Origin of the sequence: Methanoregula sp. (assembly GCF_028712425.1) — an archaeon.
In the GTDB taxonomy this organism is placed as follows: Archaea; Halobacteriota; Methanomicrobia; order Methanomicrobiales; family Methanospirillaceae; genus Methanoregula.
This window is the reverse complement of record NZ_JAQTQD010000007.1, coordinates 62318-85770: the sequence shown is the minus strand read 5'-3', so window position 1 is coordinate 85770 and position 23453 is coordinate 62318. Positions and strand designations below refer to the sequence as shown.

Sequence of the window (23453 nt, the reverse complement as noted above, 5' to 3'; positions counted from 1 at the left end):
GGGAATGCTTGTCTGGATCTGCTGGCTTCTGAGCCTCACGATAGTTACCTACGCCTCGGTCCAGATCGTGCGGCGCTACCCGCAGTACGGATTTGCGGCCCTGACCGGGTTTTATGTTGTGTACCTTGCGGCGTCCCAGGTCATTGCGGCACGGGTCGTGGACTTCGATCTCGGCATTTATGTTTTTACCGCCCCGGCCTCCGTCCTGCTCTACCCGTTCATCGCGCAGGTCATCGACATGATCAACGAAGTGTACGGCAAGGCGATGACCCATGCCGCAATCGCCATCGTCTTTATCAGCCAGGTACTCCTCGTGATCTTTTTCCTGATGGTAAACTCGCTCTCGCCCGCAGCGGTCTTCACGCACGAAGAGGCGTGGCAGGACATCTTTTCCATGAGCATCCGGATCACGCTCGCCAGCTGGGTCGCGTTCCTTGTCTGCTCAACCATCGACGCCCATATCTTCTCCGCGCTGAAGCAGAGATTTTTACAACGCGAGCTTGCGTTCCGGCACCACACCATGCTCAACCCGTACGTCTGGCTCCGGTCCAGCGTGAGCGATGCCGTTTCCCTCACGCTCGACTCGATCATCTTTGTGACCATCGCGTTCTTAGGCGTGCTCCCAATCCTCCCGCTGATGCTCGGCCAGGTCGTGATCAAGAACATCATCGGGTTCATCGACAACCCGTGGTTCGTGTGGTACAAGCACATGCTGAAGAAGGGGGAGAAGGAAGGGGAGCCGGGGCAGGGGCGGGTATAATCCGAGGATGCATGAATCCCTGTAATAATCCCATTCAATGATAGCGCACAGGGAAAAACCGAAATGGTTGCTCTGGATAAACAGAACAATGAATACATTTTTTACTCAATTGAATACATTATGTATTCATGCTGGAAGCTCTCATCTCCTCGAAGACCCGGGTGAAACTTCTTGCGCTCTTCCTGCTCAACCCGGGACGTGAATTCTATATCCGCGAGATCGTCAGGATAACTGGTGAGAATATCAATGCAGTGCGCCGCGAGCTGGCAAACCTCGAATCTTTCGGCATCATTGCCGGCCAGAGAAAAGGAAACCAGCAGTACTACACAGTAAGGACCGATCATTTCCTGTATCCAGATCTCCAGAAAGTCCTGTTGAAAACCGAAGGCGCAGTCGGCATCATCCGTACTGCACTATCTGAAGAGCCCATTGAGTGCATGTTCATCTACGGATCATTTGCAAAGGGAAGCGCGGGATCGGGCAGTGACATCGATCTCTTTATTGTAGGGAATATTGACGAGGATCGGCTTATCCCCGTCATTCATTCCTGCGAACAGGCCACCGGCCGGGAGATCAATTACACTCTTATGACAAAGAGGGAATTCCGGAAAAGAAAACAGGAGAACGATCCATTCGTTAAGAATGTAATGCATGAAGAGAAGATCCTGATCAGCGGAAACTGTGATGATTGACGATCTCGAACGCGACGGCCTGATACGGGTACTCCCATATGATCGGAAGAAGGTGGATGATGCGATGGCCCACGCACAGCGGGATCTCGCAACGGCTCGCACGATTCTTCCTTCAGACCGGGACTGGGCATACACGATAGCCTACAACGCGGTTCTGCAAGCAGGGAGGGCGCTGATGTTCTCAAAAGGCTATCGTCCCGATGGCGCGAACCAGCACATCTCCGTTGTAAAATTTGCAGAACTTTTCCTTGACAACAGTGATGCAATTGTCTTCGACCGAATGCGACGTAAACGGCACAGTTCGGTCTACGATCAAGCGGGTACCGTATCAGAAACGGAAGCGGAATCTGCAATCCGCCATGCAGAGGATCTTATCCGGAAGATCGATACTATTCTTGAAGATCATGAACCTGACTGAATAGAGAGTCTCCTCCAAGAAACACGAACGTGAGCAGGGGCAGACTATCACGCTCTTCGAATTCATAAAAGTCGTACGGATCAGACAAGTCTTGTCGTAACCAAAAAACTGCATCCATAGAGCGTGACCACAAAGCACTTGGACCGCCAAAAATCACCTGTCAATACAAACGTTCAGGTTTTTTTATGAACCCATCCATTTCCGGATGCGGGGAACCGCATCCTTATACCCTGGAACAGCTCGGCTGGACAGAAGAACACAAGGAAGCATTCAGAAAATATCCGGGACCGTACATCCCGGGGCGCGTTGCGTGCCGGCAGAAGACTGTCTTTGAAGTTTTTACGGGAAGCGGACCGGTCATAGCCGGGATCTCCGGGGCCTTAAAAAAACTCGGGCGGTTTCCGGCCGTGGGGGATTTTGTCGTCATTCTCAACCAGCCGGAGGCCGGGTCCACCACAATCGTTGCAATCCTCCCGCAAAAAACGGTGTTCACGCGTGGAGCCACCGGGCGGGAAGGAACGGACCAGGTCATTGCGGCAAACATCGACACGATCTTTATTGTGACCGCAGCCGGCCCTGAGCTGAACGCCCGCCGGATCGAACGGTATCTTGCGATCGTCCACGCATCCGGGGCCCGGCCGGTGATCGTCATCAACAAATCCGATCTTGCGGAGGATCCCGCATCGCTTACCGGAACAATTATTCCGGTCTCGTCCGGCATTCCGGTCATTCCCGTGAGTGCCATGAGCGGCGAGGGGATGGATCTGCTCGACCCGTATCTTGAGCCCGGCAAAACAATCGTGCTGATCGGTTCATCGGGTGTCGGCAAGTCCACGTTGATCAACCGGCTCCTTGGCGAGGAGATGCAGAAAACATCGGGTATCCGCGAGGATGACGGGAAAGGCCGGCACACAACAACCGTTCGCCAGCTCTTTGTCCTGAACAGCGGTGCGCTCATGATCGATAATCCCGGGATCCGCGAAGTGGGCATCGGGACCGCTTCGACCGGTTTGAGTGACGCGTTCCCGGACATTCATGAACTGGCCAAGAGCTGCCGGTTTTCCGATTGCCGGCACGAGCGGGAACCGGGCTGTGCCGTGCAGGAAGCCGTGAAGGCCGGAAAACTCTCAGCGGCCCGGCTTGAGAATTTCCACCGGCTCAGCCGCGAGCTTGCATTTGAGCAGGACAAAGCGGAGATCGGACTTGTCCGTTCTGAGAGAAAACGCTGGAAAGGGATCGCGAAATTCGGAAAGGAGATCCAGAAGGCGAGGAGAGAGTAGGGATATCCTTCCGGATATCTCTGAGGGGGAAGGTATCCGGGCTATTTCCACCGTCGGAGATATCCCCTTCTCCGTCGTGAGAGGGGGCCGGAAAAGGGGGGTTCTTTTCATTTCACGTGCTCCCCATGCGAAAAAAGAACGATCGGCTGCTGGAAGGGCACTATTTAGTTGATTTTTCAAGCCAAAAATGAACCCCGTTAGGAGAAATATCGATAATTTGATGATATTTCAAAAACAGTATACGGTAATTCGTAAAAAAGTGCGAGTTTCCGGAAACCGGTTTTTCAAAATGGGCCCGGATCCGAAAAAGGAGCGATTTACGGGGAGATAATTTTCACAGGGTTCCATGCTCCAAGGCACTCCCTGAACAGAGGGCTTTCACGTCGGTAATGGGTAGTCTCCGTCGGAGTATCTCCTCCGGACCCCCTGTTTGTGAAAAACTTCCAGGAGTTTTCGATCAAACAGGGGGTCGGCGGATCGCAATCAGGGGCTGTATTGGGCTCCGTTCAGGAAAAGTCGTACATCGGAGCCCGTATAGGGGCCGGATTGGCATTGGTCTGGTACTGGAAAATGGGGTGTCCGGGTGGGGCTTCCAAGGGGTGCCCTGGCGTGATATGATGGTGAAATTTGGGAATTATTTTACAGGAGCACGAGCCGGAAAAATTTTAAAATTTTTTGTGCGATGAAAAAAAATTCTGGAAATTTTTGCGGAAATTATTTTTGAAAATAAAAAATTTTGAAACGCGAGAAAGATTTTTCGATTTACGAATTTTTTATTCCGGTAGTATTGCATGTGACAAAAGGGAACCGGAAAATTCCGCGGGGGGATTATTTTTTTTAATCCCGTCCAATTCGACGGGTTTGGGATGACGCCGAAATCTCACTGGGGATATGGATTTTTTGCAGCAGAACCATTTATTTTTTTCAGGGTTGTTATCTTGAAATCGTTAAATATTCCGTGAAACTGTTTTGAAAATATTGTGGGAAAATTTTTCCGGACAGAGAAAATTTTCCTGTAAAAAAATTCAGCCTGCAAGTTAAGGACAGCGACCGCAGTTTGTAACACTTTCCCGGTGCACACCACATAATATAAGTTGCGATTAAAGAAATCATAAAAAATAATTTATCTTGATATCCGGTCTTTGACCACATCATCAATGGGATCCCCTCAATCGATCGTAGGGTGTAAAACAGCCGGAATCCTGTGCCGGAGAAAGTGACATGAGTGATCCTTTAAACCAAAAATCTCTTGATCTTCTCAGAATAGCATTACAGGATCCCCATGCAGAATTCCGGGCAGGCCAGTGGGAAGTTATTGAACAGCTTGTGAATGAGAATGCACATCTTCTCGTAGTTCAGCGAACCGGATGGGGGAAAAGCATCGTTTATTTTATCGCGACAAAACTACTGCGTGATCGGGGTACCGGCCCGACAATCCTCATATCTCCCTTACTCGCTTTGATGCGAAACCAGATCGCCGCGGCCGAGCGAATAGGCCTCTTTGCGAGGACAATAAATTCAAGCAATCGCAATGAGTGGAATCAGACTTTTTCAGATCTTGAAAAAGGGCAAATCGATCTCCTCATCATCTCTCCGGAACGTTTGGGAAATGAAGGGTTCCGGGAAAAATTAATTCCTATTGCCAATACCGTTGGCCTTTTTGTCATTGATGAGGCGCATTGCATCAGTGATTGGGGGCATGATTTTCGTCCGGATTATCAGCGGATCCTGCGGATTCTCCAGGTTCTCCCAGAAAATATCCCACTCCTTGCAACAACCGCAACAGCGAATAACCGGGTTATCACCGATATTCGCTCGCAGATGGGAAACAAATTAGGCCTGTTCAGGGGACCGCTTGCCCGGGCGTCACTCAGCCTGCAGAATATTGTCTTACCCCAACGGGCCGAACGGTTGGCGTGGCTGGCAGAATATGTCCCGAAGATGCCCGGCAGCGGGATCATTTACACAATGACAGTAAAAGATTCCGATCGTGTTGCCCAGTGGCTGCAATCCCAGGGAATCGACGCCCGGGCATATTCGGGTGAATCCGAATCTTCTTCCCGCGAAGAGATGGAGCAGGATCTCCTTGACAATAAGATCAAAGTCCTCGTAGCAACCAGCGCTCTGGGTATGGGTTTCGACAAGCCGGATCTCGGGTTTGTTATCCATTACCAGCGTCCAATGTCCATCGTTCACTACTACCAGCAGGTAGGCCGTGCCGGTCGATCCCTCTCCAAGGCATACGGGATTTTATTTGCAGGTGAAGAAGATCAGGATATCGTCGAATATTTTATCCAGACCGCATTTCCAAAAGAAGAACAGGTTGTTACAATCCTTGAGGAACTGGAGAAATCTGATGACGGATTGTCAGTCCCTATGATTGAATCTCGGACAAATCTTTCGAGATCCCAGATTGAAAAAGTTTTCAACCTGATTTCTGTCGATACACCGTCCCCAATTGTCAAAGAGGGGCACCGCTATTATGCAACTTCAATGGCGTACGCGATCGACACAGAAAAAATCAAACGACTGACTTCCCTTCGTCATGATGAGTGGCGGAAGATCAATGATTACCTGAAAAGCCGTTCATGCCTGATGATGTTCCTCCAGCGCGAGCTGGAAGACGATGACGCAACCTCCTGCGGGAGATGTTCCGTTTGTGTCGGGCATCCGTTATTTCCGGAAGATCCTCCGGAAGAACTGATCGCAAAGGCACGACAGTTTCTCTACACAAATCAGCACGTCATCTCCCCGCGCCTCAAGTGGCCACCCGGAATATCTTTTTCCGGAGAGAACTGGCAGGGGCGGATTCCGGAGGAATTACAGGCAAACCCCGGGCGGGCACTCTCTTCATGGGGTGACGGGGGCTGGGGAGAAGTTGTCAAAGCCGGAAAACACGCAAATCATTTCGATAATAAACTTGTAGATGCAATGCGTGATCTGATCGTTAACCAGTGGAAACCCAATCCCATGCCGACATGGATAACCTGTGTCCCGTCACTCAGGAAAAAGACTCTCGTAAAAAATTTCGCGATGGCACTCGCCGGGACGCTCAAAATCCCTTTCGTGGACTGTATCCGGAAAATCAAAGAAACTGACCCACAGAAAATGATGAAGAACAGCTTTATGCAGGTATCCAATCTTGACGGCGCCTTTGAGATCGATCGGGACTCTGTCATGGAAGGCCCGGTCCTCTTAATTGATGATATGGTCGATTCCCGGTGGACCTTCACGATTCTTTCGGCCATGCTGCAATCTGCCGGAAGCGGCCCGGTCTATCCCTGTGCTCTGACCGATACGCAAGGCAAGGATGTCCTATGATACCGGATTCGATAACACCGGATACTCAGGTGGCACTCCTGTTGTGTGGAAGATTCGGACTGAATGAACCGTCCGTAACCCCGCTGAATGCCAACGAATTTTTTTCCTTATGCCAGTGGCTGAGAAACGAATCGAAAACCCTGCCGGACCTTTTTGATTCAAATGTTGTCGATCACTACAGTAAAATTTCCCGGCTCGATGCAAAGCGATTACCGGAATTACTAAACCGGGGCGGGGCACTTGCCCTTGCGGTCGAAGACTGGAACAATAAGGGGATCTGGATCCTTTCTCCAACCGATGAACATTATCCCCGAAGATTGACGGAGCGTCTTTCGAACAAAGCTCCGCCGTTGTTATTTGGTGTCGGTAATCCCCAACTGTTATCGAAAGGCGGCCTTGCGGTTGTCGGGTCGCGGGATATCAGTGAACGGGCAAAACTTGCCACGCACAAGATCGGTAGTCTCTGTGTTCAGAACCGGATCCCGCTGATCTCCGGGGGCGCCCGTGGTGTTGATTCCGAAGCTATGCAGACGGTACTCGATGAGGGGGGACTGGTCATCGGGTTTATCGCAGACAGTCTCCTGAAAATGTCGGTGAACGGCAAATACCGTCAGGCTCTCCGGGATCAGCGGTTAGTGCTCGTGACATCGAACGATCCAAAGACCCCGTTCAGTGTCGGGAACGCGATGGCCCGGAACAAATTCGTGTACTGCCTGAGCGACTGGACCCTTGTGATAGCCTCCTCCTATAACGAAGGCGGGACCTGGGCCGGTGCCACGGAGAACCTGAAGAATAAGTGGGTGCCGCTGTTCGTGAGGGAGGATGTGGATGTCCCGGAAGGAAACTACCGGTTAATCGATCGGGGGGCGACAGCCATCCGGCCGGATTCCTTTTCGGATCCCGATACATTCCTGACCATTCTTAAACACTCACAGGCAATGGCGGGCAAACCCTGCATCGTGTGCGACCTCACGAGCACATATTCTACATCGGATGAAACTCCGGTTACGAATGATATTGCAGCAATGCCCGTTGAGATCCCAAACAGTACTCAGAACATTTCAATGGAGATAAATACCGGACAGAAACCCAACGATCTCTTCCCTATCGTCTGGCCCTGCATTGAGAAACAACTCGCGACACCCAAGACCGAGAAGGAACTTGCCGAATGCTTCAATGTTGAAGTAAAACAGATGCGGGCATGGCTTTTATCGGCTGTTGAGAAAGGTGACGTTCAGAAACTGGTGAAGCCGGTACGGTATGTTCTCCCGAAGAAGCCGAAGGTTTCGCTGGATACGTGGATTGAAAATTAATGAAATTTTTTTTGAATTCGATTTGATCCCGTCTTAATTAGATCTGATGCGAAGCCCCCCTCCAATCGAAGGCTTCGCCTTCTCCAATCGACCCTTGCTGATGCAACGGTCGATTCCGCGGTGCGGGGAGTCGCTCGGGCGCAGTCGAAGACTAACGTCTTCTCCAATCGACCCTCACTGATGTGACGGTCGATTCTCTCGTCCCCTCGCTGGGCAAGAGACTGTACGCAGATTCTCGTACAGGTAAGTGCGTAGCGCAATGTCCAGACTCATCAGAGTCGAGACACGAGAAGAACGCATAAGCGTTCTTCGAAAACCCGCGAGGCGTTTTGCGCGTGGGCATCGTAAAATATCAGAAGATTAGATCTGACAATTTTTTATTATTTTCAGCATCCATTTGGTTTAGTATAACGATATTCGTGGGTTCGGCAGCAAACCAAACAAAAGATCCCCAAGATATTTCAGCAATATTCTTTTTATTGTAAGCCTCATCGGTTCTGCTCAGAAATGCTGTCCCGAATGCAACTTTAGCATTATATTCTCTGGTTCGTAAAAAGGCCATTATATTCTCTTTTCTTTCTTGAATCATCGATCCTGTTGATGCAACAACTTCGATGAATATTAATAAATTCTCAGAACGGCCGTGATCTAGGTATTTATCCCACAGGATAATATCTGGTAAAATTTTTTTCTGCACAACGCTTGAAAAATCTAAATTGAGAATTTGGATAACTTGATCATCAATAGGCTGAAATGGTGCTTCAGAAGTACTGATAGCGATTACATGAGGTTCATGAAGAAAATTCTCTGAAAATTTTTCAATTACTTCTTTGATAATGAGAGAACTCTTTCCCGGAGGTAATTTCATCTCACTAATTATTTGGTGGTTTGGGATCTTGACCTTAAGGCGAGTACCAGAATCCGATCCCCTTAAAGCGGTCGCTCCCAATGCAGCTCTTGTAAGATGTGACCGTTGCCATTCAGAAATTTTTCTTGTTAACTCTTCTCCAGAAAGGTCCTGATCAAATAATATAGAAAAATCATGTGCTAATGCATATCGCGGCTCATTTTCTTGGCCGAGATCGATTTTGACTGCTGCTCCTAATGGGATTAGACCGAAGAGGATCACTTGTTTTCGAACTGATTCTTTTGTGGTGTCAGCATACCATTTATGAAGACTCCGATCTGATGAAAATTCTCGCCTTTTGGCCCATGATCGACGAGATTCTTCATTTGTTCTTGATGCTCGTGCATCATCCATATTGAGCACGTGTGCCGGTTGAAACCATTCATTTCTTCCCTCTATTGCACCAATATAAAACATTACAAAAATTGTCCTAACTGCCATTTTCCCAATAATTTGGCTTCGGTGTTCAGTATCCATCGGGAAAATTAAAGGAAGCCTTTGATTGATCACATCTATCGAAGGTAATGACGGTAAAGATGGTGATTGTATATCAGACATGATGCTATCGCTCGTACATCATTTTTATAGCTAATTCAATCTCACTATTCGAAACGCCACTTTGGATTAATTGTTCGAGATGTCTAATGTCAGATTTGTTTGGTAATGGCAATGCTTTTAATTCAAAAGCCGAAACCGCAACACTTCCGTTAATCAGACGAAAAATTTTGTCTATCATTTTTGAATTCAATAAAACAGCCAATGTTTCAAGCGAGGCTAGGGAAGGACTCTTCGTCTGCTTGATAATATTCACATGATTTTCAATTACTACTCCACCATGCATATGGAGAAATTCCTTTGGGAGTGTTGTAGCAACAATCCGTTTTTTCTGCTCCTTCGCAGTGGTTCGTTGAATAAGGATACATGGTTTTTTCGTTACTAGAAACTCTTGATTCCTCTTTAGCGTTAAGTATGGCCGATGATTTCGTTTCTTCGCGCTAAACAGGAACCGTCCATCTGGATGAATGGATTCAGCCCAAATAAGAGGATAATTTCCCTCCTGTTTTTCAGTACTCATCTGATTTTTATGTCGGTTCCAAACAAGCGGGCCAGTATTGACTTCAAATCCAAAGTGGACGATTCTATTCCGCATCCGTTTGAGGTTATCGATAAGTTTAACCTGATCTGGTGCTTTCGGTATGATCCATGGCTCCTCACCACTATTTGGCAATAAAAATGTGCCAATTCTTTCACTCACCACAGGTTTTTCAGGACCATTTGATTTTAGATCATGAACGGTAACCCACTGATCGCGGGAGATTTCTTTTTCATTTTCTGTACGCTTGTACACCACAAGCATTGTTTCCTGAAGGACATCCTCAAAAACGCCTTTCCTATCAGAAATAAAATCCATTAGCACTGGTGGAGCATATTGGGAAAGGAGGGCACGAAGGAATTTGAAGTATTGCCCACCAAGGAATGAAGTTGGGGTTACATAAGCAATAAGTCCAGCTGGCTTCGTCCAACGGATTGCGATGTCAGTAAAAACACCATACAAGTTTGCGTGTCCATAAAGCGAACGGGAAAATATTCTTCTCTGATGCGGAGGAAGTGTAATCTTCCGATATGGTGGATTCCCAATTACGAGATCGACTTCTTCTCCATTATTTGGCAATGTTTCGAGCGTATCGCATACATTCACAATAATAGGAAGTCGAGTAGATGCATTGATGCAGATTTCTAACAAAACAATCTCTACAAGAACCTGCGACATCCATGCTGCAAAAGGATCAATTTCAAATCCCTGCAACCTCTTGGAGATCAACTCGATGATGCGGGAAGGATTACCCCGATCTTTCACAGAATACGACTCTAACATCCGAAGAGCAACTGGGGAGAGAAACGCACCACCACCGCAGGACAAATCCATTACCGTACCATTTTTCCAATCAAACCCTTGGTCAGTCACCATACCGACTAAGCGATCGACAAGTGCGGGCGGAGTATAATATGCACCAAAATCCGCTTGAGTTTCTTGAGGTAATAAAGCAGTGTATAATGTGCCGATAAGATAACTGCTCTCAGAAAATGGAAGTTGAGCTAGGATAGATCCAACATCACAGGCTTCCGACTCACCTGTTGATTCTGGTTTATCAAACTGAACAAATGACTTGCATATCTTCCAGTTACAACCATTCTTCGTGCAAGTTTCCGACCAGAATTCCTTTAATACTAATTGACAAATAGAGCGAGCGAATTTATTCCTGTTTTCCGGGTTTTTGATTTTTTCCGCTTCCGCTGTTAATAACACTTTCAATCGATTGAATTCAATTTTTAGCGGATTGTTTTGCATTGTTTATTCCATCGAGCATTACGAAGAATATGATAGTGAATATCGATATGTTTCGATTTAACACTGTCGAGAAAGTTGAATATATATTGACGCCATGCGCAGGGTGAAACTGATTCCTCTATCTCCTATCTTTCTCACAGCACGCACTTGCTGCAGTCCTGCTTCCCGCACGGAATATTGTCAATCTTCCACTTCAGCGCCCACATCTTGATCCCGCGGATCACATCCACAAGTTCGAGCCCGCTCTTTGTCAGCGTGTACTCGCTCCGTACGGGAAAGGTCGTTGCATCGACATGTTTCGTGATGACGCCCTCGTCCTCCAGCTCCTTCAACCGCTCCGACAAAATCTTCTGTGTGATATCTTTCAGGGAATCCTTGAGATCGGAAAAACGACGCGTGTGGTTCTGCCCCTTGTAGAGTTCGAGGATGATCAGGAGCGTCCATTTTTTTGTTAAGTATTTGACCGTCATGTTGACCGTGCAGGCTTCGTCCATGGTATAGTTTCTGAAACTCTTTTCTATTTAACCTAGTATACAAAAGATACCATGTAGTAAAAGAATACAAAAGGAGTTGGAGTGAGTTATGTTCTGTTACCAGTGCGAAGAGACGGCCCGGGGCACCGGGTGTACCGTGAAAGGAGTCTGTGGAAAGGAAGGAGCAACAGCCGGGCTGATGGATGTTTTGATCTGGCTCTGCAAGGGAATCTCCGAGAGGAACATCGCCGCTGCAAAAGCCGGGAAGGCGAACAAGGATGCCGGGATGTTCATTGCCGAATCACTGTTTGCAACACTGACCAACACGAACTTCGATGACGGCCGGCTCAAATCGCTCATCACGCAGGCCGTATCCATCCGCGACGCACTGCCGCCCGCTGGTGCAAACGAGCCGGAGGCCTGCACGTGGAAACCGGCCAGCGACGCAACGATGGCGGCAAAGGCGGAGCAGATCGCAAAGGACGCTGCGAACAACGATGACGTCCACTCGCTCCGGGCGCTCCTGCTGTTCGGGCTCAAGGGCGTTGCCGCGTATTACCACCACGCGGCCATGCTCGGGTATGAGGACGAGAAGATCACGGACTTCATGCAGAAGGGGCTCGCGTCCATGCTCCACGATCTCCCGGCCGACCAGATGACGGCGCTCGTGCTCGAATGCGGGGGCGTTGGCGTATCCACGCTCGCCCTGCTCGACACCGCAAATACGAAGACCTACGGCAACCCGGAGATCACGAGTGTTAAGACCTCGGCCGGGAAGCGCCCCGGCATTTTAATCACGGGCCATGATCTTAAGGATCTCGAGCAGCTGCTGGAGCAGTCAAAGGACAGCGGTGTTGACATCTACACGCACGGCGAGATGCTGCCGGCCAATGCGTACCCGGCGCTGAAGAAGTACGGTCACCTGTACGGGAACTACGGCAGCTCGTGGTGGCACCAGAAGGAGGAGTTCGAGTCGTTCAACGGCCCGGTGCTCGTCACCACCAACTGCATCGTGCCGCCGAAGGACACGTACAAGGACCGGATCTACACCACAGGCCCCACAGGATACCCGGGCGTGAAACACATCGCTGCCGGAAAAGACGGGAAGAAAGATTTCTCGGCGGTCATCGCGCATGCAAAGAAGTGCCAACCCCCGACTGCACTGCCGGCTCCGGGCCGTGACCTTATCACCGGCTGTGCGCACAATGCCGTGCTCGCGCTTGCGGGAACAGTAGTCGAGGCCGTGAAGAAAGGCGACATCAAGCGCTTCGTTGTCATGGCCGGCTGCGACGGCCGGCAGACCGAACGGGCCTACTACACGGAATTCGCAAAGGCCCTGCCGGAGAACACCGTGATCCTCACGGCCGGCTGCGCAAAGTACCGCTACAACGGCCTTGACCTTGGCGCAATCGGCGGGATTCCCCGGGTCATCGATGCCGGGCAGTGCAATGACTGCTACTCGCTCGTGGTGATCGCGCAGGCGCTTGCAAAGGCATTCAACGTTGGGATCAACGAGCTGCCGGTCTCATACAACATTGCGTGGTACGAACAGAAGGCTGCACTCGTGCTCCTTGCACTGCTGAACCTTGGCGTAAAGAACATCGCGCTCGGGCCAAAACTCCCGGCCTTCGTCTCGCCTGGCGTGCTCGATGTGCTCGTCAGGAATTTCAACATCGGCAAGAACAGCACGGTCGAAGAGGACATGAAGCGGATGGTACCGGCATAACCGCTGCATGGAACAATAGCATTTAATTTTCTTTACGCGTACAGAGCAGCGAGGAACACCATGACCGACCCGCGGGAAGAACTCACCTCATCGGACAAAAAGCGCGAGGAACTCATCGGCAAAGTCCTTGCGACAAACGATCTCCTCCAGTACCAGGACGGGACCGTTGCAAGCCGGATGATCGTGTTCAAGAAGGCCGGCACCATCACGCTCTTTGCGTTCGATGCAGGCGAGGGGCTCTCCGAACACTCGGCCCCGTACGATGCGATCCTCACGGTCACGGACGGGGAGGCGGACGTGACGATTGAGGGAGAACCGTTCACGGTGCGGGCCGGCGAGATGATCATCCTGCCGGCAAACCGGCCGCACGGCGTCCAGGCAAAGAAGCGGTTCAAGATGACGCTGACGATGATCCGGGAGTGAATGCAATGGTTGAATGGAAGCAGGATGAGCCGGGAAAACCGGACAAGAAACGCGAGGAACTCAAAGGCAAAGTGATACGCCTTTCGGACCTCGTGGAGTACGCGGACGGGACGGTTGCAAGCCGGATGGTGATCAACCGGAAGTGCGGGAGCATCACGATCTTCTCGTTTGACGAGGACGAGGGGCTCAGTGAGCACACGGCACCTTTCGATGCCGTCGTCACGATCCTGGACGGGGAGTGCGAGGTCTGGGTTGCCGGGACAACGTACCAGATGAAGACCGGGGAGACGATCATCTTCCCGGCCGGGGTCCCCCACGCCCTCTCGGCCATCACGAAGTTCAAGATGTCGCTTGTGATGATCAAGGAGGGGGACGATGGGCGGAAATGATGCGGACGGGTACTACTGCACGATCTGCGGCGGCGTTCCCCCGGACAGGATCACCACAAAACAGGTCCTCATCGATGGCAAGGCAACCGGGATCGACCACCTGGACTGGATCTTTTCTGAAGTGAAGAAGCTCGGGACCGAAAACGATTCCCGGCTCGCGGAGGAGATCCTCATCCGGGTGCAGCAGTTCAATTACGTGCCCACGAAGAAGAAGGCCGAGTACGCGGCCGGGCTCCTTGCTGCGTACAAGGAATCGCTGGCGAAAAACGAATAAAATTATTTTTTCTGTTTTGCTTTTTCCGCTTCAGCCTTGATATCGGCCTTTGCCTTGTCCATCTCGGCACGGGCCTTGCTGAGAATGTCGTCGAAGGACTTCTGGACCTGGTCCGTTGTCTCCTTCACGGTCTTCTCGATATGCTTCTTGCCCTCCTCGGTCGCAAGGAGGTCGTGCGTTGCTTTTGCCAGCTCGTCGACAGCGGAGATGACGTTCTTTGTCGCGGTTGTCAGGCGCTCTTCGATCTTGTTCTCCATTTGTGCGGCAGGGGCTGCGGCGGCTTCCTTCACCCAGACCCCCTTCTCGAAATGCCCTTCCTGTTCAGTCATGGATATCACCAAATCTGATTCAATTACCATTCTTTAGGAATGAAACTACAAAAGGCTTCCATCAGGAAACTTGCAAGCGGATCCGGAAAGGATTACTTCGGTTTCCTCTTCCACTGTCCGATGTTCTTACAATCGTGATCGAACGGGAGCCGGTGTTTGTCGCAGTAGTACTTGTTGCAGTACTCGCAGTGGAACGGGAGATAGACGCGCTCGCCGCAGACGGCGCAGGTCCCGTGTACTGGGTACTCCTTCTTCTCGAACAGCCGCGAGAAGAAGCGACGAATGGTTGCGACAAGGCCCATGCTGAAGGTGTTGGTGGCTTTCACTAAAAAATAATCCGGCCCGGCCGGGTCAGCGCCGTTTTCCATTTTCAAATTCGTCCGGCCGCTGCTCCTTCTGCCCATGCTCCTCAAGCAGCCGGCGCACCTCGTCATTGACTTTCTGCTTGTCCGAAACACCCGTGAACAGGATGCGGACACCCTCGCGGTCATCCTTGAGATACGCGGCTTCATCGTACAGGATAAGGACGATCTCCCCATCGTTCCCGAACGTGTGCTCTTCAGATTCCCCACGCATGTACCGCTCCCGCTGCTCCTTTGTCGGTGCGGCATATTTGCTCTCGAAGCGAAAGACTCCCAATGGTTTTCCTCGCGATACCATCACCCGCTGGCGTTATTAATGAGCGGAGAGCAGCGTGAATCTGTATTCCACCGGGCGCCTGCCCCGTTCACAACGATTATATCCCCATAACAAAGACACCACACAGGGAGGCAAGCATGCCGGAGCCGGAGAAGAAGAAGGCCGAACTGAAGATCACGGGAATGACCTGCGCCACGTGCGCCGTTAACATCGAAGAATCGCTGTCGCAGCTCAAAGATGTGACAAAAGCGCAGGTGAACCTGGGTACGGAAAAGGCGCATGTCGAGTTCGATCCGGCAAAGGTCACGCTGTTCACGCTGGAGAAGGCGGTGAAGGACGCCGGTTATGATGTGGTGAACAGCGAGGCAACGATCAAGGTCGGCGGCATGATGTGCGCTACCTGCGTCGAGACCATTGAGGCCGCGCTCCGGGCGCTGCCGGGCGTTGCAACCGTGTCGGTGAACCTTGGTACGGAAAAAGCATACGTGACCTACAACCCGTCGCTCTCGGACCTCTCCGACATGAAGAAGGCGATCGAGGATGCGGGATACCAGTACCTCGGGATTTCCGGCGAGGTGAGCGAAGAGGCGGAGAAGAAAGCCCGCGACGCCGACCTGCACGATAAGTTCGTCCGCTTCATGGTCGGGTTTGCCGTCAGTATCCCGCTGATGATCGCGATGTTCGTGCCGCTCCCCATCCCGATGCACACGCTCTCGTACGTGATGCTCGTCATCGCAACGCCGGTCTTCGTCTTTGTCGCAGCCCCGATCTTCCGGGCCGCGTGGGTCTCGCTGAAGAACAAGAAGCTCTCGATGGACGTCATGTACGCGATGGGCACCGGGGTCTCGTATGTCGCGAGCGTGATGGGGACGTTCTCGATCGTCCTTACGCACGAATACATGTTCTACGATACTGCCATCATGCTCGCCGCGTTCCTGATGCTGGGGCGGTTCCTGGAGGCACGGGCTAAGGGCCGGACCTCCGATGCGATCAAAAAACTCGCGGGGCTGCGGGCAAAAGTCGCGATTGTCGTCAGCGACGGGACCGAACGCGAGATGGCGGTAGAAGAGGTTGTGCCGGGCGATGTCGTGGTGGTGAAGCCCGGGGCGAGTATCCCTGTTGATGGCGTGGTTGTCGAAGGGGAGAGTTACGTCAACGAAGCGATGATCACCGGCGAGCCGGTCCCCCCGCTGAAGAAGAGCGGGAGCCATGTCGTGGGCGGGACCCTGAACACGAACAGCGTACTGAAGGTCCGTGCAGAAAAAGTCGGGAAGGAGACCGTGCTTGCCCAGATCATCCGGCTGGTCGAGGACGCACAGGGCTCGAAACCGCCGGTCCAGCGGATTGCCGATGTGGCGGTGACGTACTTTATCCCGGCCGTGCTGATCATCGCAACCGCATCGTTCCTGCTCTGGTTCTTTATCTTCCACGAGACCGCGCTCTTTTCCCTGACAGCGTTCATCTCCGTGCTTGTCGTTGCCTGTCCCTGTGCGCTGGGGCTCGCAACGCCGACGGCCGTGACCGTGGGCGTGGGCCGGGGTGCGGAACTCGGCATCCTGATCCGGAACGGCGAGGCGCTGGAAGTTGCCGAACGGGTGACGACCGTTGTCTTTGACAAGACCGGGACGCTGACGAAAGGGAAACCCGAGGTCACGGATATAGTCCCGGTCGGAGTCACCGAACAGACGCTTCTCTCCCTTGCTGCAGCGGTCGAGAAGAACTCGCAGCACCCGCTGGCCGACGCGGTTGTGCGTGCGGCAGAAGGACGGGGCATGATGGCTGAGGCGGCAACAGGCTTTGACACGTTCGGCGGGCGTGGCGTTGCAGCAACTGTCCTCTCCGAGACCGTGCTGGTCGGGAACCGTGCGTTCCTGAACGAAAAGGCCGTGGCCATTCCTGGTGAAATCGAGTCGCGGATCGTTTCACTCGAACAGGAAGGAAAGACGGTCGTGCTTGTTGCTGCCGGGGGCGCGATCGCGGGCCTGATCGCCATTGCCGACAGTATCAAGCCAACAACCCGCGAGGCGATTGCGCAGCTCCGTGCCATGGGCAAAGAGGTCGCGATGATCACGGGCGACAACCGGAGGACCGCAGACGCGGTTGCCCGCGAGGCCGGGATCGACACGGTGATCGCGGAAGTGATGCCCCAGGACAAGGCCGCGGAAGTCCGGCGGCTGCAGGAGAAGGGCGGGGTTGTCGCCTTTGTCGGGGATGGGATCAACGATGCCCCGGCGCTTGCGCAGGCCGATGTGGGAATCGCAATCGGCAGCGGCACGGACGTTGCCATTGAGAGCGGGGACATCGTGCTTGTCCGGGACGATCTTGTGGATGCGGTTGCGGCAATCCAGCTCTCAAAGAAAGTGATGGGCCGGATCCGGGGCAACATCTTCTGGGCGTTTGCGTACAATGTTGCGCTCATCCCGGTTGCCGCGGGGGTGCTTTACCCGTCATTCGGGATCATGTTCCGGCCGGAACTTGCCGCACTCGCGATGGCAGCGAGTTCCGTCACCGTGGTCTCGCTCTCGCTGCTCTTAAAAAAGTATATACCCGATGCAAGGAAAGGGAGGAACTGAGGTGTTCTATGGCAATCGACCCTATCTGTAAGATGACTGTTGACGAGAAGACCGCGAAGTTCACGAGCGAGTACAAGGGGAAGAAGTATTACTTCTGTGCCCCGGGCTGCAAGAAGAAGTTCGACTCGGACCCGGCGAAATACGCAGAATAATCCGGGCAGGTTTGTCCAGATTTTCGTGGATAAACCGTGATCATACTCTTTTTTACCGGTGCCGAAGAATCCTGGCAGGGGAGTATCGGGCAATAACCAGAACGAGACACATTTTCTCTTGGGTATCCGCCAAAGAATGTGTATGTTATAAATGCACTGGTACGAACAATTGTATTACCCACAGATCCTTGGGACGGTGTTCGGATCCGCCCCGGTGATTTTCCCATGAGAACCGAGATGCCCTTATCCAAGCCAATCCGGCGGATCCTTGTCCATACCGAAGAGATGCTCGATACCAAAATCTCGCTCCTGCGCCAGCCGGAAGCCGAGCCCGGGGGCACACTTGTCGACAAGTTCACCTACGACATCGACTCAAACGTCATCATCTTTCCGGCGCAGTATGTCGGGCTCTTGAAAGACTTCATCATCGCAAAGCACTGTACGCACCTTTTGATCAAGGGCGCTGCGGCAAAGAAGGGCGAGTATAAGGTCTGTTCCTATAATGCTGATGGCGTTTACGCCGGGATGAGGCAGATCTATATCGATGCTTTAAAAGACGAGGCCAAGAAGGAGAACAAGCTCCCGGTCCAGAAACTCATCCAGATGCTCTTTATCCTCTTCTCGCATTTCAACGACGACATCAACGAGATCCCGTGGAACGCGATCATCAATGCCGATGTCTACCACCGGATGCCGAAGATAAGGAAAACCCAGCTCTACCACATCATGAAGGAGAGCAAGAACGACATGGACGAGATGATGGAGCAGGAGTCTATTGTCCCGCGCCGGTATTTCGTACTGAACAAAGCGATGTTCTATGCCCGCGACATGTATCTTGCAAAGACCCTGCCGGCGGACGAGCTGATGCCGGTCTTAAACATCCCGCAGATGAAGAAATTCAACCACCTCGAGGTCAAGGAGATGCTGACCACCCGGTGGACGCACACGGCCTGGTACCAGTCCAAGGTCTTTGGCGACAACATGCTCTCGATCATCGAAAAACCACTCGGGCCGGTGAACTGGAAGGAGGAGCCAACAATCGATTACTATTATGACTTGTACAAGGTCGGGAAACTGTTGACCGATAACCTGATCGGGTACATGACCATGCGGGACTGGTTTGTGTGGGAGCCGCCCAAGCACCTGCTCGACGCCCACGAGCACAAGGCAGAGTACGAGAAAGAGGCGTTAAAGAAGATCTTCGGGGACCTCATCACCGATACGCTGGAGGGATCATGAGGATGAAGAAGAGAGACCCGTCGGGAGGGATCGTATGGCACTGAAGGAAGCCGTGGAACTGGCAAAGAAAGGCCTGTCGTATGCCAAGCGGACAAAGTACAAGGAGGCGCTTGCCTATTACAACAAGGCGCTCACCCTTGATCCGAATTACGCGGAGGGGCTCTTCCTCCGGGCTGCGGCGCTGATCGAGTCCGGCAAGTACAAGGAAGGGCTCGTTGACTGCGACAAGGCTATTGCCATCAACCAGAACCTTTCCGAAGCCTGGTCCAAGAAATCGCTCGCCCTCTTCTACCTTGAGCGGATCGAGGACGCACTCGCTGCGAGCACCCGGGCATCGACCCTGAATGCAAACGATGTCACGGCCTGGTATATCAGGGGCGTCTGCCTTGACGAGATGGGCAGGAGCGATGAGGCACAGGAGGCCTATGGCCGGTCGCTCGAACTGGAGATCATCCTTGACATGCACGCGGAAGCAAGGCGGATGAAGAAGCAGTGGTAACCCGGACATTTTTCCTCTCCTTTTTTTGCGGCTATAGAAACCATTATGAAAGGAAAAATCAATTTCACATTCAGACGGAGGAATCCGCATGTTATCAAAGTCTATGGAAAGTGCGTTAAACCGTCAGGTCAACCGCGAGCTCTATTCTGCGTACCTGTACCTGGCAATGTCTGCGTATTTCGAGACCGCAAGCATGAAGGGCTTTGCAAAATGGATGCGGCTCCAGGCAAAAGAGGAGCAGAGCCACGCGATGAAGATCTACGATTACATCATTGCACGCGGCGGGAAAGCCTCTCTGGAAGCAATCGAGGCCCCGAAGGCGAAGTGGACCTCGGCCGGGAAAGTCTTTGAAGAGGTCTATTCTCACGAGCAGAAAGTCACCGGCATGATCAACAACCTCGTGGACCTCGCCATTAAGGAGAAGGACCATGCAACGTTCGAGATGCTCCAGTGGTTTGTCAAAGAGCAGGTTGAAGAAGAGGAGCAGGCAAGCGGGATCCTCTCCCAGATCAACATGCTCGGCGATGTTGTCGGCCACCTCTTCTGGCTCGACCACGAGCTGGGCAAGCGGGAATAATCCCCTTTTTTTCGTTCATATTCCGGTGTTTCCTGCAGGATGCAGCACCACAGTATTTCCGGAAGTAACCGGCGGGATTATACGGTATGGGTGTCAACATTCCCCGCAGGGGAGTATTCGCCATGAAGAGTCCCGTATATTTTTCCAGCCTCCGTGCGTTCTCCGACAAGGAAGCCACCACGGAGAAAGTGCGACGGCTGTTTGACGAGGCCGGATTTTCCGAGCTCATTGCACCGCAGGACAAGACTGCCATCAAGCTCCATTTCGGCGAGGTAGGCAGCGACGGGTTCATCAGCCCGGTGTTCGTGCGGCAGGTTGTTGAAAAGGTGAAGGAATGCAAGGCCCTGCCATTTCTGACCGACACCAATACACTCTACCTGGGCGTACTCTTTTCGGGGTAGACACCCGACAGACTCTCAAAAACCGTCCAGAGCACCCGCTAGGTTTTTGATTACGAGCGGGGACGCACCCGGCATGAATGCAAAAAAGAACATTCAGCATGCCCCGACCCGCAAGGACCGGGAATTTCACATCCTGAAACCGAATGCACTTGAGGATCATCTTGATTGGAAGATGCAACACGGCTCGCTCACGCAGAACGACCGCACCCTGATCACCCGGTACATTGATGAACGCCGGGTAATCGCCAATATCGGGGAGGCCCGGGCATTCAAGATCATGTCCGTTCTCGTGAACTGGCGTAGTTTCATCGGGCCATTTGACCAGAACACGGTAGATTCCATCTATCAGGGAATTGCCAAGAGGAAAGCAACCCTTTTCATTGGCCGGCCCATCAAGCAGAACACGCTCCGCGATTACATCACATTCCTGAAACGGTTTTACCACTGGCTGATCAGGAACAAGTATTCGACTCTGCCGTGGGACAAGATCAAGGAGATCAAACCTCCGGGTGCCGATACCATGAGCACGACCGCTGAAGACCTGCTCACCGAGCAGGAAGTCTTGGACATGATAGCGGCATGCCGGAACTCTCGTGACCGTGCGCTGATCAGTGTCATGTACGAAGGCGGCTTCCGTATCGTCGAGATGGCCCGTCTTGAATGGCAACAGGTGAAGTTCGATCACCTCGGTGTCGTGATCAATACGAACCAGAAGACGGAAAAGCCGCGGTACGTCCGGCTGGTCAACTCGGTTCCGCATCTGGCCGCGTGGCGGAAGGATTACCCGTACGAATCCAGTGGGGAAAACCTTGTGTTCATCACATACCAGCACAAGCCGCTCGAACACGGGCAGGTCAACGTTCAGCTCAAGAAAATCGCCATTCGTGCAGGCATAACCAAGCGAATGCATCCCCATCTTTTCAGACACAGCAGAGTCACCCACCTGCTCCAGCAGGGATGCAGCGAAGCCGTTGTGAAACAGATGTGCTGGGGATCGCAGTCAACGAAGATGCTCGGGAATTACACGCATCTATCCAGTTCCGATGTCGATGCCGAAATACTCCGGCTGAACGGTATCTCGTGTCCGAAGAACTCGGAGAAGTCCCTGATGGTGGCTACCCAGTGCCGGAACTGTCAGGCAATATGTGAGCCCGGTGTGAAGTATTGTGGAACGTGCGGCATGCCCCTGTCTGAAACGGAGGAACGAACGATGGAGCAGGTAGTGAAGAAGATCGAGCAGAACCCGGTGTTTAAGTCACTTGTCGCGGAGCTGACCATGAAGGCAGCCCAGATGGAAGAAGCGGCACCGTAGCTGTTCCCGATATCATCATTTCTTTTTTCAACATTTTTCCGCGCGTCTGCGCTATCGATCCGCACTGACAAATGTGAGTTTTAGTTTTTATCGTCGATAAATCCAAAGATTTGAAAATTTATCATAAAATTAAAAAATAATTGTGTCAGCATACTGACAGCAAAATCACGTCCTGTTGTCAAAAATGTCCATGGAATGACACTTACTTGTCATTGCAATGACAAAAACCGATCAGGTGCCTTGACAAACTGTCCTGCCATGGACAAGAAAATTTTCCGGAAAATGAAAAATTGTCCGTCCATGGACAGTTGAATTCCATTTTTGAGACATTATTTAAGCGCAATTTCAATTTAACGCTCAAATAATGCCCAAAATGCTTATGTAAGCTGGATTTCCACTTCTTTTTATGAAAGAAATCAACAACTGTGACAAATTTGTTTTGACCCGTGCACAGTATGACAATCTTCCCAGCCCTCTTCACAAGCTGACAGTTGACATACTCGTGGGCCGTGGCGAATGCGTTCTGAAAGAGAAGAGAATCGTTGTCGAAAACCCGACCAAACCAGCGGAGGACCGCTTATGAGCATGACCCTTCGCGGCATGGGCAGCCATAAGGGCGATCTGTTCAGGGATATCCATAACAGGTTCGGGTACCGCCACTTCACATTCCAACAGGCCAGCGAGATACCGGGCTTCGACCGTGCAATCTTCTTCCGGTTGTATGGGGACAAAATGATCCTCCGGGCATCAGGAGATACTCCGATACGCTACCGTCTTGCTACACGCTATTCCAAGAGGGTGCGGGGTGCCGTGATGGCATCTATACCCACACCCATAGGACAGCCTCCTTTTCGAAACTCTCCGACTACCAACGGGGAATACTCTCAATTGGGGGGCGATATTGTGTAGTGAATAAGGAACTTGACAGGTAACAGATCATTATCGATATAAGAATTCGCCAGCTGTTGCGTAAATCAGTTGCAATGTGTTCAATCACATAGGAAAAAACATGACAAAAGAAGATCTGGGGGAGTCTCGTTCCAGGGTACAATCTGAACAGAGCACCCCCAAGGAAATTTCATCTACCGCAGGGCAGATGAAGGTATCGCAGACGGAAACATCCGCATCAGGTACAAGAAAGACGCTGTCCCTTTTGGAATGTGATGTAGATGTTATTACCGGTGAAACTAAGCAGTGTCGGCGGATTCCTATCTACGATGAATCCCTTCGAGCAAAGGTGGCCGAGGATCCGGGTGAGACTTCTGAAGGAACAGTAAGTGAACCTGATAAGACAACAACGGATGATGGGTGTACAGCGACAACCTGCAATATTAAGCAGCGGTTGAAGAAACGGTTGAACAAACAAAATCTCTGAAGGATTTTAGCAGATAATTATAAAAACCCTC

The 23453-nt window shown here is 51.8% G+C and carries 24 protein-coding genes; 18 read left to right on the top strand and 6 right to left on the bottom strand.

Translation table 11 applies throughout. The features are described 5' to 3' along the window. Positions 1-4 precede the first annotated feature (4 nt). The 6 genes from PHF39_RS05610 (at position 5) to PHF39_RS05585 (ending at position 7784) form a co-directional block, all read left to right on the top strand. Complete coding sequence (locus PHF39_RS05610; protein WP_300221316.1) at positions 5-760, top strand: queuosine precursor transporter; 756 nt, start codon at positions 5-7, stop codon at positions 758-760. A gap of 128 nt (positions 761-888) precedes the next feature. Next, a complete protein-coding gene (locus PHF39_RS05605) occupies positions 889-1452 on the top strand; it encodes a nucleotidyltransferase domain-containing protein (RefSeq protein WP_300221313.1) in 564 nt (187 codons plus the stop codon). Continuing rightward, positions 1445-1870: a HEPN domain-containing protein gene (locus PHF39_RS05600; RefSeq protein ID WP_300221310.1), complete on the top strand. Its 426-nt coding sequence runs from the start codon at positions 1445-1447 to the stop codon at positions 1868-1870. Before PHF39_RS05605 ends, PHF39_RS05600 begins: the two co-directional genes overlap by 8 nt. A gap of 185 nt (positions 1871-2055) precedes the next feature. Then, positions 2056-3150, top strand: coding sequence for a ribosome small subunit-dependent GTPase A (gene rsgA / locus PHF39_RS05595; protein WP_300221307.1), 1095 nt, complete (start codon positions 2056-2058; stop codon positions 3148-3150). Between the two features lie 1221 nt (positions 3151-4371). Further along, positions 4372-6471: a RecQ family ATP-dependent DNA helicase gene (locus PHF39_RS05590; RefSeq protein ID WP_300221304.1), complete on the top strand. Its 2100-nt coding sequence runs from the start codon at positions 4372-4374 to the stop codon at positions 6469-6471. Next, positions 6468-7784 (top strand): DNA-processing protein DprA, encoded by a 1317-nt coding sequence (locus PHF39_RS05585; RefSeq protein ID WP_300221301.1) that lies wholly within the window; start codon positions 6468-6470, stop codon positions 7782-7784. The genes PHF39_RS05590 and PHF39_RS05585 overlap by 4 nt, the downstream gene beginning before the upstream one ends. A 352-nt stretch (positions 7785-8136) precedes the next feature. Here PHF39_RS05585 and PHF39_RS05580 read toward each other — a convergent pair whose 3' ends face one another. The 3 genes from PHF39_RS05580 to PHF39_RS05570 form a co-directional block, all read right to left on the bottom strand. Beyond that, positions 8137-9249: a BsuBI/PstI family type II restriction endonuclease gene (locus tag PHF39_RS05580; RefSeq protein ID WP_300221298.1), complete on the bottom strand. Its 1113-nt coding sequence runs from the start codon at positions 9247-9249 to the stop codon at positions 8137-8139. A gap of 4 nt (positions 9250-9253) precedes the next feature. After that, positions 9254-11041: an Eco57I restriction-modification methylase domain-containing protein gene (locus tag PHF39_RS05575; RefSeq protein WP_300221295.1), complete on the bottom strand. Its 1788-nt coding sequence runs from the start codon at positions 11039-11041 to the stop codon at positions 9254-9256. A gap of 134 nt (positions 11042-11175) precedes the next feature. Then, positions 11176-11535, bottom strand: coding sequence for a helix-turn-helix domain-containing protein (locus tag PHF39_RS05570; protein WP_300221292.1), 360 nt, complete (start codon positions 11533-11535; stop codon positions 11176-11178). A gap of 88 nt (positions 11536-11623) precedes the next feature. Here PHF39_RS05570 and hcp point away from each other — a divergent pair, with 88 nt between their 5' ends. The 4 genes from hcp to PHF39_RS05550 are packed head-to-tail and all read left to right on the top strand — an operon-like array spanning position 11624 to position 14326. After that, the gene (gene hcp / locus PHF39_RS05565) at positions 11624-13240 is read left to right on the top strand and encodes a hydroxylamine reductase (RefSeq protein ID WP_300221288.1); all 1617 of its coding nucleotides are present in this window, start codon (positions 11624-11626) and stop codon (positions 13238-13240) included. A gap of 60 nt (positions 13241-13300) precedes the next feature. Then, a complete protein-coding gene (locus PHF39_RS05560; RefSeq protein WP_300221285.1) occupies positions 13301-13663 on the top strand; it encodes a cupin domain-containing protein in 363 nt (120 codons plus the stop codon). A 5-nt stretch (positions 13664-13668) separates the two neighbouring features. Continuing rightward, on the top strand, positions 13669-14052 hold the full coding sequence (locus tag PHF39_RS05555) for a cupin domain-containing protein (protein ID WP_300221282.1): 384 nt from the start codon (positions 13669-13671) through the stop codon (positions 14050-14052). Continuing rightward, the gene (locus PHF39_RS05550) at positions 14039-14326 is read left to right on the top strand and encodes an NAC family transcription factor (RefSeq protein WP_300221279.1); all 288 of its coding nucleotides are present in this window, start codon (positions 14039-14041) and stop codon (positions 14324-14326) included. The genes PHF39_RS05555 and PHF39_RS05550 overlap by 14 nt, the downstream gene beginning before the upstream one ends. 2 nt (positions 14327-14328) lie before the next feature. Here the strand turns inward: PHF39_RS05550 and PHF39_RS05545 are convergent, their stop codons facing one another. From PHF39_RS05545 to PHF39_RS05535, 3 genes are all read right to left on the bottom strand, one after another. Then, positions 14329-14655 (bottom strand): hypothetical protein, encoded by a 327-nt coding sequence (locus PHF39_RS05545; RefSeq protein WP_300221277.1) that lies wholly within the window; start codon positions 14653-14655, stop codon positions 14329-14331. A 92-nt stretch (positions 14656-14747) separates the two neighbouring features. After that, positions 14748-15023, bottom strand: a complete 276-nt coding sequence (locus PHF39_RS05540) for an AN1-type zinc finger protein (RefSeq protein WP_300221275.1) — start codon at positions 15021-15023, stop codon at positions 14748-14750. Next, positions 15007-15294, bottom strand: a complete 288-nt coding sequence (locus tag PHF39_RS05535; RefSeq protein ID WP_300221273.1) for a hypothetical protein — start codon at positions 15292-15294, stop codon at positions 15007-15009. The genes PHF39_RS05540 and PHF39_RS05535 overlap by 17 nt, the downstream gene beginning before the upstream one ends. Before the next feature lie 137 nt (positions 15295-15431). On the opposite strand from PHF39_RS05535, the gene PHF39_RS05530 reads away from it, so the two are divergent. From PHF39_RS05530 to PHF39_RS05495, 8 genes are all read left to right on the top strand, one after another. Next, a complete protein-coding gene (locus PHF39_RS05530; protein WP_300221270.1) occupies positions 15432-17867 on the top strand; it encodes a heavy metal translocating P-type ATPase in 2436 nt (811 codons plus the stop codon). An 8-nt stretch (positions 17868-17875) separates the two neighbouring features. Next, positions 17876-18019, top strand: coding sequence for a YHS domain-containing protein (locus PHF39_RS05525; RefSeq protein WP_300221267.1), 144 nt, complete (start codon positions 17876-17878; stop codon positions 18017-18019). A gap of 225 nt (positions 18020-18244) precedes the next feature. After that, positions 18245-19258, top strand: coding sequence for a hypothetical protein (locus PHF39_RS05520; RefSeq protein ID WP_300221264.1), 1014 nt, complete (start codon positions 18245-18247; stop codon positions 19256-19258). 34 nt (positions 19259-19292) lie between these two features. Then, on the top strand, positions 19293-19757 hold the full coding sequence (locus PHF39_RS05515; protein WP_300221261.1) for a tetratricopeptide repeat protein: 465 nt from the start codon (positions 19293-19295) through the stop codon (positions 19755-19757). An 88-nt stretch (positions 19758-19845) separates the two neighbouring features. Next, positions 19846-20334 (top strand): ferritin, encoded by a 489-nt coding sequence (locus PHF39_RS05510; protein ID WP_300221258.1) that lies wholly within the window; start codon positions 19846-19848, stop codon positions 20332-20334. Positions 20335-20456: 122 nt separating this feature from the next. Then, complete coding sequence (locus PHF39_RS05505; RefSeq protein ID WP_300221255.1) at positions 20457-20735, top strand: DUF362 domain-containing protein; 279 nt, start codon at positions 20457-20459, stop codon at positions 20733-20735. A gap of 73 nt (positions 20736-20808) precedes the next feature. Further along, a complete protein-coding gene (locus PHF39_RS05500) occupies positions 20809-22047 on the top strand; it encodes a tyrosine-type recombinase/integrase (protein ID WP_300221252.1) in 1239 nt (412 codons plus the stop codon). A 1009-nt stretch (positions 22048-23056) separates the two neighbouring features. Continuing rightward, a complete protein-coding gene (locus PHF39_RS05495) occupies positions 23057-23422 on the top strand; it encodes a hypothetical protein (protein ID WP_300221250.1) in 366 nt (121 codons plus the stop codon). Positions 23423-23453 lie beyond the last annotated feature (31 nt).

Coding starts and splice junctions, on each gene's coding strand:
- PHF39_RS05580 (WP_300221298.1), bottom strand. CDS start 9,249: ATGTCTGATATACAATCACCATCTTTACCGTCATTACCTTCGATAGAT.
- rsgA (WP_300221307.1), top strand. CDS start 2,056: ATGAACCCATCCATTTCCGGATGCGGGGAACCGCATCCTTATACCCTG.
- PHF39_RS05570 (WP_300221292.1), bottom strand. CDS start 11,535: ATGGACGAAGCCTGCACGGTCAACATGACGGTCAAATACTTAACAAAA.
- PHF39_RS05605 (WP_300221313.1), top strand. CDS start 889: ATGCTGGAAGCTCTCATCTCCTCGAAGACCCGGGTGAAACTTCTTGCG.
- PHF39_RS05575 (WP_300221295.1), bottom strand. CDS start 11,041: ATGCAAAACAATCCGCTAAAAATTGAATTCAATCGATTGAAAGTGTTA.
- PHF39_RS05555 (WP_300221282.1), top strand. CDS start 13,669: ATGGTTGAATGGAAGCAGGATGAGCCGGGAAAACCGGACAAGAAACGC.
- PHF39_RS05610 (WP_300221316.1), top strand. CDS start 5: ATGCTTGTCTGGATCTGCTGGCTTCTGAGCCTCACGATAGTTACCTAC.
- PHF39_RS05540 (WP_300221275.1), bottom strand. CDS start 15,023: ATGGAAAACGGCGCTGACCCGGCCGGGCCGGATTATTTTTTAGTGAAA.
- PHF39_RS05600 (WP_300221310.1), top strand. CDS start 1,445: ATGATTGACGATCTCGAACGCGACGGCCTGATACGGGTACTCCCATAT.
- PHF39_RS05585 (WP_300221301.1), top strand. CDS start 6,468: ATGATACCGGATTCGATAACACCGGATACTCAGGTGGCACTCCTGTTG.
- hcp (WP_300221288.1), top strand. CDS start 11,624: ATGTTCTGTTACCAGTGCGAAGAGACGGCCCGGGGCACCGGGTGTACC.
- PHF39_RS05590 (WP_300221304.1), top strand. CDS start 4,372: ATGAGTGATCCTTTAAACCAAAAATCTCTTGATCTTCTCAGAATAGCA.
- PHF39_RS05525 (WP_300221267.1), top strand. CDS start 17,876: ATGGCAATCGACCCTATCTGTAAGATGACTGTTGACGAGAAGACCGCG.
- PHF39_RS05495 (WP_300221250.1), top strand. CDS start 23,057: ATGACAAAAGAAGATCTGGGGGAGTCTCGTTCCAGGGTACAATCTGAA.
- PHF39_RS05545 (WP_300221277.1), bottom strand. CDS start 14,655: ATGACTGAACAGGAAGGGCATTTCGAGAAGGGGGTCTGGGTGAAGGAA.
- PHF39_RS05530 (WP_300221270.1), top strand. CDS start 15,432: ATGCCGGAGCCGGAGAAGAAGAAGGCCGAACTGAAGATCACGGGAATG.
- PHF39_RS05510 (WP_300221258.1), top strand. CDS start 19,846: ATGTTATCAAAGTCTATGGAAAGTGCGTTAAACCGTCAGGTCAACCGC.
- PHF39_RS05515 (WP_300221261.1), top strand. CDS start 19,293: ATGGCACTGAAGGAAGCCGTGGAACTGGCAAAGAAAGGCCTGTCGTAT.
- PHF39_RS05505 (WP_300221255.1), top strand. CDS start 20,457: ATGAAGAGTCCCGTATATTTTTCCAGCCTCCGTGCGTTCTCCGACAAG.
- PHF39_RS05500 (WP_300221252.1), top strand. CDS start 20,809: ATGAATGCAAAAAAGAACATTCAGCATGCCCCGACCCGCAAGGACCGG.
- PHF39_RS05550 (WP_300221279.1), top strand. CDS start 14,039: ATGGGCGGAAATGATGCGGACGGGTACTACTGCACGATCTGCGGCGGC.
- PHF39_RS05520 (WP_300221264.1), top strand. CDS start 18,245: ATGAGAACCGAGATGCCCTTATCCAAGCCAATCCGGCGGATCCTTGTC.
- PHF39_RS05560 (WP_300221285.1), top strand. CDS start 13,301: ATGACCGACCCGCGGGAAGAACTCACCTCATCGGACAAAAAGCGCGAG.